This is a genomic window from Caulobacter sp. GW821-FHT11E11, assembly GCF_058808315.1.
This window is the reverse complement of the sequence record NZ_JBXARO010000004.1, coordinates 252,674-268,732: the sequence shown is the minus strand read 5'-3', so window position 1 is coordinate 268,732 and position 16,059 is coordinate 252,674. Positions and strand designations below refer to the sequence as shown.

Annotated in this window: 9 protein-coding genes and 1 pseudogene; 6 read left to right on the top strand and 4 right to left on the bottom strand. The window is 68.0% G+C overall.

Features of this window, described 5'->3' with window-relative positions:
- Positions 1 to 43 precede the first annotated feature (43 nt).
- Positions 44 to 2,656, bottom strand: coding sequence for a TonB-dependent receptor (locus tag AC1RR5_RS11500; RefSeq protein WP_492921666.1), 2,613 nt, complete (start codon positions 2,654 to 2,656; stop codon positions 44 to 46).
- 145 nt (positions 2,657 to 2,801) lie between these two features.
- Here AC1RR5_RS11500 and AC1RR5_RS11495 point away from each other — a divergent pair, with 145 nt between their 5' ends.
- The gene (locus AC1RR5_RS11495) at positions 2,802 to 3,458 is read left to right on the top strand and encodes a TetR/AcrR family transcriptional regulator (protein WP_492921665.1); all 657 of its coding nucleotides are present in this window, start codon (positions 2,802 to 2,804) and stop codon (positions 3,456 to 3,458) included.
- On the opposite strand, the gene AC1RR5_RS11490 is transcribed toward AC1RR5_RS11495, so the two are convergent.
- Both AC1RR5_RS11490 and AC1RR5_RS11485 read right to left on the bottom strand, forming a co-directional pair.
- On the bottom strand, positions 3,455 to 4,324 hold the full coding sequence (locus AC1RR5_RS11490; RefSeq protein WP_492921664.1) for a TetR/AcrR family transcriptional regulator: 870 nt from the start codon (positions 4,322 to 4,324) through the stop codon (positions 3,455 to 3,457). The two genes, AC1RR5_RS11495 and AC1RR5_RS11490, sit on opposite strands and share 4 nt — an antisense overlap.
- Before the next feature lie 53 nt (positions 4,325 to 4,377).
- Complete coding sequence (locus AC1RR5_RS11485) at positions 4,378 to 5,556, bottom strand: amidohydrolase family protein (RefSeq protein WP_492921662.1); 1,179 nt, start codon at positions 5,554 to 5,556, stop codon at positions 4,378 to 4,380.
- Between the two features lie 112 nt (positions 5,557 to 5,668).
- Here AC1RR5_RS11485 and AC1RR5_RS11480 point away from each other — a divergent pair.
- Positions 5,669 to 5,863 (top strand): annotated as a pseudogene (locus AC1RR5_RS11480) (hypothetical protein); the annotation flags it as partial.
- 237 nt (positions 5,864 to 6,100) lie between these two features.
- Here the strand turns inward: AC1RR5_RS11480 and AC1RR5_RS11475 are convergent.
- A complete protein-coding gene (locus AC1RR5_RS11475; protein WP_492921661.1) occupies positions 6,101 to 6,715 on the bottom strand; it encodes a TetR/AcrR family transcriptional regulator in 615 nt (204 codons plus the stop codon).
- Positions 6,716 to 7,182: 467 nt separating this feature from the next.
- Between AC1RR5_RS11475 and AC1RR5_RS11470 the strand changes: the two genes are divergently transcribed.
- The 4 genes from AC1RR5_RS11470 to AC1RR5_RS11455 all read left to right on the top strand — a co-directional run bounded on the left by AC1RR5_RS11470 (position 7,183) and on the right by AC1RR5_RS11455 (position 16,056).
- Positions 7,183 to 8,775 carry a carboxylesterase/lipase family protein gene (locus AC1RR5_RS11470; protein WP_492921659.1) on the top strand — a complete coding sequence of 531 codons (1,593 nt, stop codon included), beginning with the start codon at positions 7,183 to 7,185 and terminating at the stop codon, positions 8,773 to 8,775.
- A 2-nt stretch (positions 8,776 to 8,777) separates the two neighbouring features.
- A complete protein-coding gene (pelA, locus tag AC1RR5_RS11465; RefSeq protein WP_492921657.1) occupies positions 8,778 to 11,090 on the top strand; it encodes a pectate lyase in 2,313 nt (770 codons plus the stop codon).
- Positions 11,091 to 11,173: 83 nt separating this feature from the next.
- Positions 11,174 to 14,566: a TonB-dependent receptor gene (locus AC1RR5_RS11460; protein WP_492921655.1), complete on the top strand. Its 3,393-nt coding sequence runs from the start codon at positions 11,174 to 11,176 to the stop codon at positions 14,564 to 14,566.
- Between the two features lie 11 nt (positions 14,567 to 14,577).
- Complete coding sequence (locus AC1RR5_RS11455; protein WP_492921654.1) at positions 14,578 to 16,056, top strand: pectinesterase family protein; 1,479 nt, start codon at positions 14,578 to 14,580, stop codon at positions 16,054 to 16,056.
- The last annotated feature ends 3 nt before the right edge of the window (positions 16,057 to 16,059 follow it).

Sequence of the window (16,059 nt, the reverse complement as noted above, 5' to 3'; positions counted from 1 at the left end):
CCGAGGCCTTGAGTATCCCCGAGGCAAGGGTTTCGAGGGGTCTTTAGAAGCGCGCCCGGACCGTCATGCCCCAGGTGCGCGGATCGCCGAGATAGGCCGAGTACGAACCCTGGAAGGCGCTGTCGAAGATCACTTGGGCATAGTCCTGGTTCAGCAGGTTCTGCGCCCACAGCTCGATGGCCAGCTTCTCGTCCGGCGCGCGCAGGCCCAGGCGCGCATTCACCACCGTGAAGCCCTTCTGCACCTTGTTCGGCGCCAGGTTCGAGCCGGTGTTGTAGCGGCTGCTGGTGCGGGCGTTGACATAGGCCAGGCCCGTCCAGCCCGACGACCCGATCGGCGGCGTCCACGTCACGGCGTTGGTGAAGACCGTGCGCGGGGCGTTCGACATCTGCTGGCCGGGCAGGCGCGACAGCGACGGGCTGAGCGGCGCGCCGAGCGCGTCACCGACCAGCTGGTCGGCATAGCTGGTGTCGGCATAGGTGGCCGCCGAGGTCAGGCTCAGATGCCGCATCGGCCGCCAGGCGGCTTCCAACTCCACGCCTTTGGCGATGACGCCGGCTTTCACGTCGCCCGGCGCGCAAGCCCCGGTCGTGGCGCTCGCATCGCGATCGCCGCCGTTCAGGTTCGTGCCGCAGCCATTGATGGTGGCCACGATGTAGACCGTGCCGTCGAACGTATTGAGCTGGAAGTTGTCGAACCGCTGGTAGAAGGCCGAGGCCGTCAGCGACAGGCCGCCAGCGCTGTACTTCGCGCCCAGCTCGAAGGCGTCGACCTTCTCCGGATCGAAGCGCAGCTTGGTGACCGAGGCGTTGGTCAGCACCGTGGTGGCCGGGCCCAGGGCCGAGCGGTCCAGGTTGAAGCCGCCGGCCTTGTAGCCCTTCGAATAGCTGCCATAGACCATCAAGGGTTCGGACGGCTTCCACGACAGCACGGCCGTGCCGGTGACCTCGCTCTCCTTGTGGCTGTCGGCCAGGTTCAGGGCGTTCAGCTCCGAGGTCGAGTTGCCCTGGCAGGCCAGGCCGACGATGCCGGCGCTGACGCCCGGCAATGCGCGCACCCGCGGGCAGACGGTGTTGGTGTTGCGGAACGCCGCCGAGAAGTCCTTGTTCTCGTGCGTGTAGCGGGCGCCCAGGGTCAGATCGACCGTCGGCGTCACGTGGAAGATGTTGTGCGTGAAGATCGCCGCGCTCTTGCTGGTCTGGCCGTAGCGCGTGCGGTCGTCGCCCATGTTCGAGATCGAATAGAGCAGGTCCAGCGCCTGGACCGTCGGCGAGGCCGCGCCGCCCAGCGCCGCGCGGCCGGTCGGGGTCAGGCAGCCGGCGGCGTTGGCGTCGACCAGTGCGCGGTTGATGCCGTTGACGATCAGGCACGAGGAGAACGGACCGTATTCGGAGCCGAACTTCAGCGTGCTGCCGACCTCCAGTTTCTCGTGCGAATAGAAGCCGCCAACCAGCCAGTCGAGGCGGTCGTTGAAGGCGTCGCCCTGCAGACGCAGCTCCTGCGAGAAGGTCTTGAAGCTGCGGCCCGAGCCCTCGCGGTCGATGTGCAGGATGTCGACGAGGTTGTACTCGGCGTCCGCGCCCTGGGCGCCGTTGTAGTTGCGATAGGCGGTGATCGAGGTCGCCTCGGCGCCCGCCAGCTTCCAGCTCATCTCCAGCGACGCGCCGCGATCCTTGGTCGTGCCGGCGAAGGTCGTGCCCGGCGAGAAGGCGACCTTGCGGTCATAGGGATCGTTGCGCGAGGGATAGAGCTGGTCGACCGTAGCGGGCGCGACCAGGGTCAGCACGCGCACGGCGGCGTTGACGTTGGGGTCGAGCAGGGCGGAGTTGCCGGGCGCGATCTTGTCGGTGGCGAACACAGCCCCGCAGCACGACTCGTTGCGCTTGGAATAGTCGGCGATCAGCCGCGCCGAGAAGCGGTCGGTGGGCTCCCACAGCAGCTGGCCGCGCAGGAAGTAGCGGTCGCGGGTGTTGATCTCGGCGCCGGTGTTGACGTCCTGGTAGAAGCCGCCGCGCTTTTCCCAGACGCCTTCGATCTTGCCGGCCAGGGTGGGGGTGATCGGTCCGGTGACGCCGCCCTCGATGCGGCGATAGCGGAAGTCGCCGACGCTGGCGAAGGCGTAGCCTTCGGTCTCGAACTGCGGCTTGCGGGTGATGATGTGCAGCAGGCCAGCCGAGGCGTTGCGGCCGAACAGCGTGCCCTGTGGGCCGCGCAGCACCTCGACGCGCTCGATCTCGCCCAGCTCGTTCAGGCCCACGCCGGTGCGCGAGCGGTAGACGCCGTCGATGAAGATGGCCACCGAGCTTTCGAGGCCGGCGTTGTCGCCGACCGTGCCAATGCCGCGGATGCGGGCCGAGGTGTTGGATTCCGAGCCGGTCGAGGAGACCAGCAGCGACGGGTTCAGCTGGTTCAGCGCCCGCACGTCGGTGGCGCCGGAGTTACGCAGCGCCTGCGCGCCCACCGCCGAGATGGCCAGCGGCACGTCGGACAGCGCCTGTTCGCGGCGCGTGGCGGTGACGATGATCTCGTCCACCTGCGCGACCTGCTCGGGCGAGGCTGGGCGGGCGTTGCTGGATTGGGCATGCGCCGTTGAAAATGACGCAAACGCTAATAATGCCGCGCCAGAGCACAGGCGGGCGCGCGAAGACAAGGTCATATGATCCTCCCCGTGGCCTTCTTGCGCGATGTGCGCGGCCTTGATTTCGAATAGAAGGTACGGAAGAGGTTTTCGTCAAGAGAGTTTACATGCAAACCAATAGTGGTGCGTTTCGTGCGCACGGTATCAGGGGCTGAGGGCGCGCGTGGCGGGGTTTGACAATCGCGCGGCGGTGGCCAACATCGGGTCCATGGACCTCCAGGAAGACCTTCGCAGCCGCAAGAGCGCGCCCGCGCGCATCGCGCAGATCCTCGATATCGCCGATGGGCTGGTGATCGAGACCGGAGGTCTGCCGATCTCGATGAAGCGGGTCGGCGACGCCATGGGCGCCAGCCGGGCGCTGGTCTATGCCTATTTCCCCGACGCCGATCAGTTGGCCGAGGCCGTGCTGGAGCGGCGCATGCAGTGGCTGGGCGAGGCTGGCCTCGCCACGGCGCTGGAGTCGGGCGAGTTCGGGGTGCGCGCCATGGCCGCCGCGCGGGTCTATCTGGATCACGTCGCACGCCATGGTCCGGTTGTGCATGTCGCCGTCCGCGACCTTCCCAAGGCCCGGGCGCGCGGCGGCAAGGCGCGGGGGCACGTGGCCGCGATCGCCCGGTTGGCGCGCGCGGCGCGGCGCGACCTGCGGCTTTCGGCGCATGAGGCCCTGGTGCTGATCGAGTTGCTGGTCGCCATTCCCGAGGAGGCTGGGCGACTGGTGTTCGAGGGGGCGCTCGACCTTGGCGAGGCCCAGGCGCTGTGCGCGCGCCTGATGTCCAACGGGATCGATTCGGTTCGCCCGCGCGGGGCGCGGACCGCCTAGGGCGCTTCCTGGCGCGCGGCCGCCGCGTTGCTGTTGGCGCCGGCGATGATCACCGGCAGGCACAGGCGTTCGGCGACCTCCAGGGTCGTGCGGCCCGAGGCCAGCATGCCGCCGGCGCGGCGCGTCACAGCGGTCAGGACCGCCGTCGAGCCATAGGCCACGGACCGGCTCATGCCATAGCGGGCTCCCAGCGACTCGACGATCGGCTCGACGGCGATCTCGGCGGCCTTCTGGCGTTCGTCCTGCAGGCTTTCGCGCACCTCGGCGTCGCGCATCAGGATCTGCAGGGTCGGGCCGCGCGCGATGGCCTCGTGGAAATAGCCGAGGGTCGACAGGATGATGCGGGTCAGGTTGTCCTCGCCCCGGGCGATCTGCAGCTGGCGGCGCCGCTCCAGGGCCTGCAGCTCGCGCCGGGCCAGCGAGGCCAGCAGGTCGGCGCGGCCGGCGAAGCAGTTGTGGGCCTGGGCTTCGCTGATCCCGGCGTCGCGGGCCACGCGCTTCAGGGTCACCTCGGTCAAGCCCTCGGCCAGGATGATGCCGACGGCGGTGTCCATCAGCTGGTCGCGCCGGTCCCCGGGCGACAGGCGCGTGCGGGCGCGGCGGGCGGTGAACTGCTCGGCGCCGACGATGATCTCCGGCGCGGTCCTGGATGGCGCCGGCGGCAGCGCGGGTCGCGCGGGCGCGGCGGCCGCCCCTTGCCGCGTCCAATGGGTGCGGGCGGGGCGGGGGATCAGCAGGCGGTCGCACAGCTTGGCCAGGCCGTTGGCGCTCAAGCCCACCTCGGCAGCCGCGCCGGCCAGCGGCTTGGACCAGACGAGGTCGTAGAGCTGCTGGCGGGAATACTTGGCCGAGGTCTTTTCGCGCATGGGCCAAGGTTGGGCCGCGGGACCGCCAATTGCAATCCCGCGACTCCGGTACGCTATTCGGCGGCGATGCTGGCCGCGCTGTCCTGCATGCCCATCATCTGTTCGTAGTTGCGGCGGTAGAAGGCGTCGAGTTCTGCCTCCTCCAGTCCGCCCAGCGAGCGCTCGAAGCGACCGATCGGATCGGGCGTGCCTTCCGGGTGCGGATAGTCGCTGGAGAACAGGAACAGGTCGGCGCCGGCGTCGCGGATCATCCGGCCGACGTCCTCGCTGGGGAAGGGCGTGAACTTCACCGCGCGGCGCAGATATTCCGACGGCTTCAGGTCTAGTTCCTGCAGGTAGGGGTCGGTCTTCTTGAACGAGGCGTAGGAATAGTCGAGCTGGCGCAGGAAGTCCGGCACCCAGCCGGCGCCCGACTCGATCACCCCGCCGCGCAGCGCCGGGAAGCGATTGAAGACGCCGTCATAGATCATCGCCGTCAGGAACTCCTGCGGCGCGTACCACAGGCACATATAGTCGGCGAAGCGCAGGTTCTCGCCGCCGCCGTGCAGGTCGGGCGCGCGTTCGCGGCCGTTGTTGTGGAAGGGCTTGGGCTGTGTGCGGGTGCCCGGGCCGATGTGCAGCATGAACGGCACATTGGCCGTCTCCAGGCGACGCCAGAACGGGTCGAGGTCCGGATGGCCCGGCGAGCGGTCGCCAGCCGGCGAGGCTGAGAACATCACCGCGCCCGCGCCCATGTGCAGGGCCGCGTCCAGCTCGGCGATAGCGCGCAACGGGTTGTCCAGCGGCACGAAGGCGACGGCCACCAGGCGCGGGTCGACCGCGCAGAAGGCGCATTGCGCGCGATTCAACGCCTGGGCCGCGACGTACATGGTCTCTTCGTCCTCGGCCTTGGTGACGGCGCCCAGGCCGAAGGTCGGGAAGACCAACTGGCTGCCGAAGCCCAGCCAGTCGAGGGCCTTGATACGCTCGTCGGTATCGAAGGCGCCGTAGCCCAGCCAGCCCTTGGCGCCGGCGATCGGGTTCTCGGCGGCGGCGGCCTCGGCTTCCGGGTCGCCCTTGCGGGCCTTGGCCTGGTCGATCAGCTTGACGATCCGGCGACCGGTCTCGCGCTCCGAATAGAGTGAGCCCAGCTTTTCGCGATGCGCGCCTTCCAGATAAGGCTCCAGCCAGTCTGCCGTTTCCATGGTGTGGCTGTCGGCGTCGTGGATCACGCGCCCCTTCGAATAGGTCATCGTTTTCTCCCTGCTTTGACCCGGCCGCCCGTGGAGCGGTCTCTACTTCTTCCTCACGCTCACCTCTTATGGTGCGTGAGTCAATTTATTTGTGGCTTGATGAAGAGGCTTGATGTCTGATTTCCGGCAACGTGGAACAGCCAAATGTCGAGGCGTGAGGTCAAAAAGCCCGGAGGGGGCAGGGATTGCGCCTGGGCATTTTCAGCGGGTCATGGGCCGTTTCACGACCGGCGTCACTGTCGTGACCTATGCTACGCCGGACGGTCCCGCAGGGATGACGGCGAACGCCTTCCTGTCGGTGTCGCTGGATCCGCCATTGGTGCTGGTGTCGAGACGCAAGCGTGCGCGGGTGCTGGACCATGTCGCGATGGCCAGGGCGTCGACGCCATCCAACGGGAGAGAGGCTTGTTTTCAGTCTCTAGAATTTATTCACGCCGGTCATCGGCGAGGTCGAGCGGCGCGAGGAGCGCGCCGCCGCGCCCTTGATCTTCTTCGGTGGCCAGTATGGCGCCTTGAGGCCGCAGGCGCCTGGCGGTCGGGCCGCTCAGGCTTTGGGATCGGCGCCGGGGAACAACGGGGTCTCGCCCCGCGTGAGCAGGTCTCCCGTCAGGTAGCGCTTGTAGTGCTCCAGCAGAGCCATGCCGTCCTCGGCGGCCGCGCGGTCGCCGGTGAACAGCATCTCGATCGCCAGGCCCCGCATGGCCGCGCGATGGAGGCGCACCATGCGGTCGATGGCGTCTCGGTCGTGGACGCCCAGCTCTTCGGCCAGGGCCCAGACCCCTTCACGTTGGCTGGCCTCGAACTCGGCGGCAATGGCCGGGAAGCGCTCGCCCAAGGCCGGGTCGCTGCGCGAGGCGACGATGATCTCGATCAGCGCGATGGCCGGCGGTTCGCGCATCACCTCCCAGGTCGCCTCGGTGATGGCCAGGTAGCGATCCATGCCAGGCGCGACTGCGCCCAGGCGGCGGCGCACATGGTGGTTCTGGTGGGCCGCCGCGGCCTCTGCAACGGCGATGATCAGGTCCACCTTCGTAGGGAAGTGGTGCAGCATCGCCCCTCGGCTGACCCCGGCTTCCTCCATGACCAGCTGGGTGGTCGTGGCGGCGTAGCCGACGCGGTGCAGGCACGCGATAGCGGCCTCGACCAGGCGCTGGCGCATGGCCGCGCTGCGCTCGGCGTGTGGACCCCGGATCTTCCCGTTGCCATCGGAGGTTGTGTCGACTTTTGCGGTCATCTCGAACGGCAAATGAAGTCAATTCGCTGCCGCTGTCCAGTTGTGCCAGCCATTTTGGGACATTAGCCGTCATAGTTGACGGCAAATGGTGTTCGTGATTGTCTACCTCAAACGGTTGTTCGGCACGTTCTTTCGGCGTGATGACACCGGTGTCGCCTGAAAAGGGCGGCGAATAGGCGTGGTTAGGCTTGCCTGGCCTCGCGACAACGAACGGGGAGGCGGCCCATGGGGACCACGATCGAAGCGACGCGAACGCCTGCGTTCCTGCTTCTGGCGTCAGCGTCGACTGTAATTGGCCGTGGACCTCGCGCCGCCGCCCCGTCGTTTTTCCTCCTCGGACTGAGGACCGGTCTCCTTTCGGCCGGTCCTCGCTCTTTGGGGGCGTCACGCTGATGACGAAGAGCTGGACGAGACGCGGCGCCATGGCCGCCGTGGCGGCGCTGGCGACGCCCGCGCTGAGCGCCTCGAGGTCGCCGGAGGGCCGGACGCGGCACGGGCGGGTTCGGGGTTTCCTCGACGGCGACATCAAGGTGTTCAAGGGCGTGCCTTACGGCGGCGACACGGCGGACTTCCGCTTCCAGCCGCCACGTCCGCCCAAGGCCTGGGACGGCGTGCTCGATACCGTCGGATTTGGTCCGCGCGCGCCGCAGCCCGAGATCGGCGTCGGCTCGGGCTTCGCGCCGAGCCGCAAGGAGGAGTCGTTCAGCGAGGACTGCCTGAAGCTGAACGTCTGGACCCCGGCCCTGGCCGACGGCCGCAAGCGTCCGGTCCTCGTCTGGATCCACGGCGGCGGCTACATCAACTATTCCGCCAACAGCGACATGTACGACGGCGCGCGGCTGGCCCGGAAGGGCGACGCGGTGGTGGTCTCCATGAACCACCGGCTGAACCTGTTCGGGTTCCTGTATCTGGGCGGCTTCGACCCAGCCTACGCCGACAGCGGCAATGTCGGCATGCTCGACCTGGTGCTGGCCCTGGAATGGGTGCGCGACAACATCGCTGCGTTCGGCGGCGACCCGGATAACGTGACGATCTTCGGCCAGTCGGGCGGCGGGGCCAAGAGCGCCGTGCTGATGGCCATGCCGCGAGCGCGGGGCCTGTTCCACAAGGTCTGGACCATGAGCGGCCAGCAGGTGACCGGCACGCCGCTCGCCATGGCGACACGCAACGCCGAGGGCGTCTTCAAGCGGGCGGGACTTATGGTCGGCGACGTCGCGGGGCTGAAGGCCCTGCCGATGGCGGACCTGATCAAGGCCGCGTCCGGCTCGCCCTACTACGGCCCGGTCGTCGATGGCCGCGGCTTGCCGCGCGACCCGTTCGAGCCCGACGCCCCGCCGCTGTCGCGCGACATCCCGATGGTCATGGGCAATACCCGCGAGGAGACCACCTTGCTGATCGGGGCGCGAGACCCTGAGCTGTTCGCACTGACCTGGGACCAGCTGCCGGCCAAGCTGACCAAGTACGTCGGATCGTACATGGGCCAGAAGACGCCGGATGAGGTCATCGCCCTCTATCGCCGGCTCTATCCGGCCCACGACGCCAGCGCGGTGTTCTTCGCCGCCAGCACGGCCCTGCGCTCGTGGCGCGCCCAGATCGTCGAGGCCGACCGGCGAGCCGTCCAGCCGAAGGGGGCGGCCGGGACCTGGGTCTACCAGTGGGACTGGCCCAGCCCGGTGTCCGGCGGCAAGTGGAAAGCCCCCCACACACTGGACATCCCGTTTGTGTTCGACAACGTCCAGCTGGCCGCCAGCATGACCGGCGGCGGCGCGGACGCGCAGGGACTGGCCGACAAGGTCAGCGACAGCTTCCTGGCCTTCGCCCGGACCGGAAATCCAAACACGCCATCGCTGCCAGCTTGGCCGACCTACGACCTTGAGCGCCGCGCGACGATGCTGTTCGACGCGCCCGCCGCCATCGCCAGCGATCCGCGCGGCGAGGAGCGCCGGTTCGTCGGAACCATCCCTTACCGTCAGCCGGGGACCTGACCATGGCCCGCTTTCCTCTGGCCGGCGCCTTGGCGCTGGCCCTCTGTCTAGGCGTCGCCCCGACGGCCCTGGCCCAGGCCAAGGGCAACACCGACGAGAGCAAGGTCGGGACCTATGTCCTGCCCGATCCCCTGAAGCTCCAGAGCGGCGCGCCCGTGACCGACGCCGCGACTTGGGCCAGGCAGCGGCGTGGCGAGGTTCTGGAGCTCTTCCGCGCCAACCAGTTCGGACGCACGCCGGCGCGCTACGTCCCGATGAAGACCGACACCTGGGAGGCGAGCATCGCCAGTTTCGGCGGCATGGCCCGGCGGACGCAGACCCGGCTGACGTTCCCCGGTCATCCCGACGGTCCGACGATCCGCGTCGTGCTCTACACGCCGGCGGCGGCCAAGGGCCCGGTCCCTGTCCTGCTGCAAATCGGCTTCTCGCCAAACGTCCTGGTGTTTGACGACCCGGGCATCGAGGAGGGCTTCGGCTGGAATGGTCGCGAGAAGAAGCGGGTCCCTGGCCGCCAGGCGACGCTGCTGGCGGGCTTCGATCCCAAGCCGTTCCTGGAGCGGGGCCTGGCTGTCGCCCACGTCTACTATGGCGACATCGAGCCGGATTTCGACGGCGGCGCGGCCTTCGGCGTACGGTCGCTGTTCGGGCCCCAGGGCGGTCCGCGCCAGCCGGACGACTGGGGCGCGATCGGCGCCTGGGGCTGGGGGCTGTCGCGCGTCGTCGACTACCTCTCGGGTGACCCGGCGATCGACCCCCGCAAGATCGCGCTGTCGGGCGCCTCGCGGCTGGGCAAGGCCACGCTCTGGGCCGCCGCCCAGGAGCCGCGCATCGCGCTGGTCATGCCGGTGATCTCTGGCGAGGGCGGCGCGGCGCTGAGCCGGCGCGACTATGGCGAGACCATCGCGGCGATCACCGATCCGAGCCGCTATCATTACTGGTTCGCGCCACGCTACCGCACCTTCGCCGACCACGTCGCCGACCTGCCGGTGGACAGCCACATGCTGCTGTCGCTGATCGCGCCTCGACCGATGCTGCTGGTCACCGGGGATGCCGACACATGGTCGGACCCGCGCGGCGAGTTCCTGGCCGCCCAGGCCGTCGCCCCCGTCTACGCCCTTTACGGCAAGACCGGCGTCGGCGCCCAGCAGCCGGCCGCCGAGACGCCCGTGGCCAGCGATCTGGCCTTCTACATGCACAAGGGCGGGCACGCCCTGCTGCCGGGCGATCTGGTGGTGATGGCCGGGTTCATGGCGCGCGAATTTGCCGACCCGCCGCCGCCCGCCGGTGTCGATCCGGTCGCCGCCGCCAACGCCGCCCGCAAGGCCAATCGCAACATGCCAAACGGCTGGTGGCGGACGGTCAAGGACAAGCCCGACGCCTGGTTCGCCGGTCTGGAGGCGAAGGTCATGGCCGACAACCTGCTCTCCTGGCAGGATCCGATCAGCGGCGGCTGGCCGCTGATGAATACGGTCGGCGAGCCCAATATCGGCGACCCCGCCTCGGTAGGACCCTGGGGACGCCGCTCGGCCCTGATCGGCGCCACGGTCAACGAGATGCGGTTCCTGGCCCGCCTGCAGAAGGTCGCACCCGACTCGCGCAACCTCCAGGCTATTGATCGCGGCCTGGGTTACATCCTGGCGGCGCAATACCCGACCGGCGGCTGGCCCCACTCGTGGCCGGTGTTCGCCAACGCCTACGACCACCAGGCGACTTTCAACGACAACGAGATGGTCGACCTGATGACCTTGCTGCGCGAGGTCGCGACCGCGCCGGACTTCAAGGTGCTGCCGGCCGAGCGCCGCGCGGCGGCGAAGGCGGCGTTCGACCGGGGCGTCGCGTTCATCCTGAAGACCCAGATCCGCGTGGATGGCGTCCTGACCGCCTGGTGCGCCCAGCATGACGAGGTCACGTACGAACCGCGGCCGGCCCGCAAGTTCGAGCCGGTTTCGATCAGCGGCGGCGAGAGCGCCAGCGTCCTGCTGCTGTTGATGAGCATCGATAAGCCCACCCCCGCCGTGAAGGCCGCGATCCGGGCCGGCGCGGCCTGGTACCGCGGCGTTCAGATCAACGGCGTGCGCGTGGAGTACGTGGGCGGCGATCGCATCGTCCACGAGGATCCGACCGCGCCGCCGATCTGGGCGCGGTTCTACGAGATCGGGACCAACCGGCCGATCTTCGCCGGTCGCGACGGCGTCATCCGCTACCGCCTGGCCGAGGTCGAGAAGGAACGGCGCGGCGGCTACGGCTGGTACGGCGACTGGGGTTCGGCCGTCCTGACCCGCTACGCCGCATGGGCCAAGGCCCACGGCGCCTGACTGTCACCATCACCACCAAACACCGACCGGGCCGGCGCAAGGCCCGGCGAGGAAACGCCACAGAAAAAGGGAAGGGGAGTTCCATGCACATCCAACAGTTCGGGAAGACCAGGAGCCTGATGGGCCGCGTCTCGATCGTCGCCCTGGTCACGGCCGGCGGCCTAGCCGTCGCCGCGCCGGCCCTGGCGCAGACCACGCCGACGCCGGCGGACGCCGACACGGTCACCGAAGTGGTCGTCACCGGCTACCGCGCTTCGGTGGCCAGCGCGCTGGAGACCAAGCGCCGCGCCAACGACATGCAGGACACCATCAAGGCCGAGGACATCGGCAAGTTCCCCGACGCCAACCTGGCGGAATCCCTCCAGCGCCTGCCGGGCGTCTCGATCGACCGCGACAACGGCGAAGGGCGACGGATTTCGATCCGAGGGCTGGGTCCGGACTTCTCGCGCGTCCGTCTGAACGGGCTGGAAGCGCTGTCGACCTCGGGCGGCAACGATTCCGGCAGCGCGCCCAACCGCTCGCGAGGCTTTGACTTCAACGCCTTCGCCTCGGAGCTCTTCAGCCAGCTGACGGTGCGCAAGACCGCCTCGGCCGAGGTCGACGAAGGCTCGCTGGGCGCCACCGTGGATCTCTCCACTGGGCGTCCGCTAGACTACAAGGGGCGTAAGCTCAGCCTGTCGGTGCAGGACGGCTACTACGAGAACGGCAAGCACCACAATCCGCGCCTGGCCGGTCTGGTCGCCGACCAGTGGGACACCAACATTGGCCGCTTCGGCGTCAGCGTCTCAGGGGTCTACAACAAGGCCCGGCGGTCGGCCGACAGCTACAGCCGGGGGCCGGCCTCGTACGATTACGCCTATTCCCGCCCGTTCGCGACGCCGACCCTGACCGCCGGTTCGCCGACGGCGGGCATCCCCCAGCGCGAGGGCTTCGCGGCCCCCTCGACGGCTGTCTGCGACGGCGGCTCGGCCACGGCGCCCAATCTCAACGGCGTGATCCCCGGGATCAACATCACGCGCCTGGACGCCTGCAATGCCCAGCGCGGGTCGGATCCGGCCGCCTACGCCTTGATCTATCCGAACGGCGGCGCGATCCGGCAGTTCGTCAACGGCGTGGCGACCCAGACCACGGCCGGCTCGACCGTGATCGTCCCGACCCTGCCGACCCTGAATCACCAGGAGATCGAAACCGAGCGCACCGGGTTCACGGCCTCCGCCCAATGGAAGCCGACCAACCGCACGCTGATCAGCGTCGACGGTGTCTATTCGCGCCTGAAGCAGACCTCGGACTTCTACCAGATCTCGACCATCGGCTTGAACCGTTTCGGCAACACGGTCACCGGCTACAACACCGCCACGGCGGGCTCGGCGGCGCTCTATTCGTCGTGCTCGACCGCGGGTCTGGTCTTCCCGATCGCCTGCGAGGGGACCGGCGGCGCCGGCGCGGTGCTGCCCGGTTTCGCCAACAGCACCAATCCCAACAACCTCAACGCCTACGACTACTACAACAACCCGCTATCCAAGGGTTACATCCCCACGACCAACGGCCTGGCGCTGTTCGACGCCCTGATCGGCAAGCCGACGACGCGGATCCTGGCCGCCCACGTCGACAATTCGAACCCCAAGACGCCCGTCGCCGACTACATGAAGCTGGGCAATATCGACTACCGCTCGGCCAACGACGGCAACGCCTACACGACCACCTTCAAACAGGTCTCGGCGGCCCTGGACCAAGAGATCACCGATGACCTGAAGCTTAGCGTGGTCGGCGGTTACTCGGAGTCGACCAACGACAGCCTGGGCCTGCTGTCCGACCTCAGCCGTCTGGACAGCAGCCAGTTCGTCTATGACGCGCGGGGCGGCGGCTCGATGCCGGTCATCGACTTCGGTTTCGACGCGGCCAACCCGGCTAATTGGGACACGATCAAGGGCCTGTCGGTCCTGCGCATCCAGGCCCGACACACCAAGAACACCTTCAAGAACGTGCGCGGCGATCTCGATTGGCGCGTCTTCGACGAGGACCACATCAAGGTGGGCGGCTCGTTCCGCGAGTTCGGCTTCGACACCAGCGAGCTGCGCCGGGCCTCGAACGAGGCGGTCTCGCCGACCCTGCTGGAGGCTGGCAGTACGGTGGCCGCGACGGGCCAGGTGATCCAATGGGGGCAAGGGCTGAACGTCCCGGCCGGGACCACCACCGCCTTCTGGGCGCCCAGCAATCGCAAGATGGCCGGCGTGTTCGGCTTCGACTGCAACTGCGTCAACAAGTACGGCGACTTCCGCCTGTCGTACGGCGGCAGCCCGGGGCTGAACTACCAGATCACCGAGAAGGACGCCGGCGGCTACGTTCAGTACGACTACAGCCGCCGACTATTGGGCATGGACGTGCGCGGCAATGTCGGCGTCCGCTACGCCAACACCAAGGTGACGGCCAACGGCCTGACGCCGACCCTGGCCAGCATCACCAACACCAACGAGTACAACGACTGGCTGCCGTCGCTGAATGCGGTGTTCGAGCTCACCCCCACCATGCTGGTGCGCTTCGGCGCGGCCAAGGTGATGTCGCGTCCGTCGCTGGCCCAACTGGCCCCCGGCATCACCACCTTCACCGTGCCATCCACGGCCGGCGCTATCACCGGCGGCGCGGTGACCAGCGGCAACACCAAGCTCTCGCCGTTCCGCGCCAACAATCTCGACCTGAGCTACGAGTGGTACTTCGCCCCAGGCGCCCTGATCAGCGTCGCGGTGTTCAACAAGGACGTAAAGTCGTTCCCGCAGACCGTCCTGGCCCAGGGCAAGCTGGGTGACTATCTGGACCCGTCCGTGGTGGCTCAGCTGCGCGCCAGCATCACGGCCTCGACGGCGGCCGGCGACGCCCAGCGGGCCTATCTCGACGGGAACAACGACTTCGCCTTCAGCCTGCCGCTGGACGCACCGGGCGGCTACATCCGCGGCGTCGAGATCAACTACCAGCAGAACTTCACCTTCCTGCCGGGCTTCCTGAAGAACTTCGGCGCCCAGGTGAACTACACCCACATCGAAAGCGAGCTGAAGTACATCATCGACACCGGTTCGGTGACCGCGCCGGTGCGGCCCCAGCAGATCGGCAAGGCCCCGTTCCTCGGCGCCTCGCCGGACTCGGTCAACGGCACGCTCTACTACGAAACCCCCAAGTGGACGGCCCGCGTCTCGGTCGCCTACCGCTCGAAATACTACTCGACCTATCCGCTGCAGAGCGGCAGCTGTCAGCCGGGCATGTGCCTGACGCCGCTGATCAACGACTTCGCCGGCAGCCAGTCGACGACCAATGTCGATGGCTCGTTCAGCTACGAGCTGTTCAAGGGCGCGTCGCTGGTGGTCGAGGCTCTGAACCTGACCAACCAGACTTCGAACCGCTTCGCCTATGACGGCAATCCGGTGGTGACGCAGTACGCCTCGACCGGGCGGCAGTTAAACTTCGGCGTCCGGATGACCTTCTGATGGGACAGCTCATGCGCACGACCCTCATCGCTTCGGCCGCCGTCCTCTTCGCGACGCCCTGCCTGGCCGCGCCCAAACTCTTTCCGATCGCCGGGGCCAGGAACGTCAATCCGGACACCCAGCTGGTCCTGACGTTCGACGCCCCGCCCAAGATCGGGACCTCGGGCAAGATCCAGATCCTGGACGCTGCCGACAACAGCGTGGTCGACACCCTGGACCTGGCCATCCCCGTCTCGCCGGTCCCGGACGGCCGGCCCAAGAGCGCGACCGGCGAGACCAAGTCGCCCGCGCCGCCCAAGCCCGCCGGGCCGGACAATCCGGATTTCCAGGCGGTCCAGGCAGGCGGGGCGTGGTTCCACTTCTTCCCGGTCACGACCAAGGGGAACAGCGCGACGATCCATCCGCACAACGGCGCGCTGAAATATGGCCGGTCCTATGTTGTGAAGCTGGATCCGGAAGTCCTGACCACGACGGAAGGCAAGCCGCTGGACACCGCCAAGACCTGGACCTTCACGACCAAGACCGCGCCGCCCAAGGCCGGCGTCGACCGGGTCGTGGTCTCCGCCGATGGCAAGGGCGACTTCAGCACGGTCCAAGGCGCGATCGACTTCGCGCCTCAGGCCTCGGCCAAGCCGCTGACCATCTTCATCAAGAACGGCGACTACCAGGAGATCGTCTATCTGAAGGGCAAGTCGAACCTGACCCTGCGCGGCGAGAGCCGCGAGGGCGTGGTCGTGCACTACCCCAACAACAGCGCCTTCAACCGCATCCGGCCGGCTTTCACGGTGACCGAGGCCAATGACATCCAGCTGTCGACCTTCACGATCCGGAACGACTTCATTGGCCAGGCCGAGGCCCTGCTGCTGCGCGGCGACCGCAACATCGTCGATCGGATGACGCTCGACGGCTCAGGCGACGCCTTTACCACCTACGGTTCGATCTACATGGTCGACAGCACCCTGACCGGCGATGGCGACACCATCCTTGCCTATGCGGCGCTCTATTGCCTGCGCTGCGAAATCCGGTCGGTGGGCCCCTTCACCTGGACGCGCACGCCCAAGGGCAGTCATGGCAACGTCTTCATCGACTCGCGCCTGATCTACGAGGATCGGCCGCTGCCCTGGTCGATCACTCCGGCCAATCCCGAGGGCCGTAAGACGCCCGGCGTCCTGGGACGGCTGCCCCGCAACGGCGCGGCGGGAGCAGCATACGCCAACTTCCCCTATGCGGAGATGGTGTTGATCGACACCAAAACCGACGGCGTGCCGCCGGAAGGCTGGGGTGCGGTCGAGGACAAGGCGACCTTCGACTGGTCGAACCTGCGGCTCATGGAGTTCAACACCATGGACCTGCAAGGTCACCCGATCGATCTCTCAAAGCGTCATCCTGCCATGCGGGCGCTCGACGCCAGGGTCGACGCGGCATTGATCGCCGACTATCGCAGGCCCGAATTCGTGCTTGGCGGATGGACGCCTTTGGTCCGTCCCTAGGCG